The sequence below is a fragment of the Winogradskyella endarachnes genome (assembly GCF_009741275.1).
GTDB classification, from domain to species: Bacteria; Bacteroidota; Bacteroidia; order Flavobacteriales; family Flavobacteriaceae; genus Winogradskyella; species Winogradskyella endarachnes.
Genome location: NZ_WOWS01000019.1, coordinates 1 through 1,919, shown reverse-complemented (window position 1 = coordinate 1,919; position 1,919 = coordinate 1). Strand labels below are relative to the sequence as shown.

Below are 1,919 nucleotides of genomic sequence, written 5' to 3'. Positions count from 1 at the left end.
GTTTAGTTTTCCAGTGCTAAGTTCGTCTAAAATTTTCAGTTTAAAAGGTTCAGAATACCGTCTAATTACTTTGTCGTTTTTGTACATAATGTTTAAAATTATGTAGCCTTTATTCAGGACGGGTCAAAATTACACACAACGGTCTCGTATAACCGTCAGTTACGGGTTTAAATTAGCGATTATTTTCGGTTTAGCACAGACATTAGCAATTCCGAGTGGATTCGGACGTAGTCGAATCCGCCGTAATTGCGGTTATACATTGTTGGCTTTTAGTGCTTTTATTTTATCGGTTTTTGTTTCGTTCCTCTAAAGTTAATGATTTCAATTAATTCCTTTTTTGGTTGAATTCTGTAGATTATATAATTGTTTTTGTCAACCAATCCTTTGTGAACATTATTATACTTTCCAGTTGGTGGACAAATTTTAGGATATTTACTTATTCGAGTTAAAAGGTCATTAATATTCTGTTCTAAATTCAGAATTTCCATTATAGTCCATTCTTTCTCTAAATAATCCAAAACCTTATCTAATCCATTTTCAGCTTGTGGTGTCCAAACGATTTTTAATGCCATTTATCAAATCGTTTCATTACTGTTTCATTAGTTTTATATTCACCTTTATCAGCTTGCGCTAAACCAGTCTTGATTTCTTCTTGTTCTTTTTTAGACATTTCACTCCACCAATCCACTTGCTCTTCCTCAAATACAGATTTGAGTTTTTTTAAAATGCTTTCTTTCTGTGTTTGAAGTAAAAGATGCATTAATTCTAATTTTGTGGTCTCTATATTCATAATCCTAACTTTTATTATAACAAATATAGTTTTTTATCTATAAACTTTATTCTGAATTATTTTGATAATAATATTTTTAAGTTTGGACTTAAAGTTTGATGATTTTCGATGTCCTCCAGCATTAAAGCCAACGGTCTCGGCTATGAGTAGTTGCGTGGTTTAGCACTTAACTTTGCAAGTACACACCAAACTGAAAATCCGCGAGGATTTTCAGAAGTAGGCGAGAACAAGCAATTACTTATAGCCCTTGTTAGCTACAGTAGTTTTTCAATATAGTCGACAATATCGCTTTTTTGTTCAGCTGACACAGCTCCTTCAATTTTTTTAACTATTCCATCTTTATCTAAATAAAAAGTTTTCGGAAATTCTTTAATTTGAATAGAGTTCATAAAATCAGCTGCATTTATGATATGCGTAAAATCAAATTCCCGTTTGTTTAAAAATTTTTCTACTTTTTCTTTTGTTTCAAACGTTACAGCTATGAAATTAACTTCATCCCCATATTCTTTCTTAATTTCATTCAAAATCGGCATTTCTTTTATACAAGGTCCACAAGCGGTATGCCAAAAGTTTATAATGGTAGGTTTTCCAATTAAGTCATCCAACGTAATTACTTCACCGTTTACTGTTTGGAAAGATGTTGCTGGTAATGACTTTCCTTTTATGGCTTCTTCATTAAAAACATTATTTATATTCATTTTAGGTGGATATGAAGAAAATGTGACTTTTGAAACCTTAATAATTATGCTGTCATTTGTTTTAATAGGTTCCTCAAATTCATAAATAATATCAAAATATTTTTCAGGTGGAAGTTTCTTTTTGAATTTCGCAACGAGTTCATTTTTTTCTTTGTAAAAAGTTTTTTCTTCAACTATTACACCTTCTTTCTTTTGAATATATCGACTTTGTGAAAAAGTATTTAGGCTAAAAATTATACAAATAAAGAGATTAAATATTCTTTTCATAATTATTGATTTTCCTTCATAGTATTTCAGTTATTCTATGTCTAGTCCTGAAATATGGCTACAGGTTAAAAATTGAATTTACGCTGTTTTTAAATATACCATATTTGGTGTTTTATAGTCTAAAGATACATGTAATCTAATTTGGTTGTATAAATTAATTGCAC

Annotated in this window: 3 protein-coding genes; all 3 read right to left on the bottom strand. The window is 29.8% G+C overall.

What is annotated here, in order from left to right:
- Window positions 1–278 precede the first annotated feature (278 nt).
- A complete protein-coding gene (locus GN138_RS15855) occupies window positions 279–572 on the bottom strand; it encodes a type II toxin-antitoxin system RelE/ParE family toxin (protein WP_157364971.1) in 294 nt (97 codons plus the stop codon).
- Window positions 563–790, bottom strand: coding sequence for a hypothetical protein (locus tag GN138_RS15850; protein ID WP_157364970.1), 228 nt, complete (start codon window positions 788–790; stop codon window positions 563–565). The genes GN138_RS15855 and GN138_RS15850 overlap by 10 nt, the downstream gene beginning before the upstream one ends.
- A gap of 254 nt (window positions 791–1,044) precedes the next feature.
- Window positions 1,045–1,755, bottom strand: coding sequence for a TlpA family protein disulfide reductase (locus GN138_RS15845; RefSeq protein ID WP_157364969.1), 711 nt, complete (start codon window positions 1,753–1,755; stop codon window positions 1,045–1,047).
- Between the last annotated feature and the right edge of the window lie 164 nt (window positions 1,756–1,919).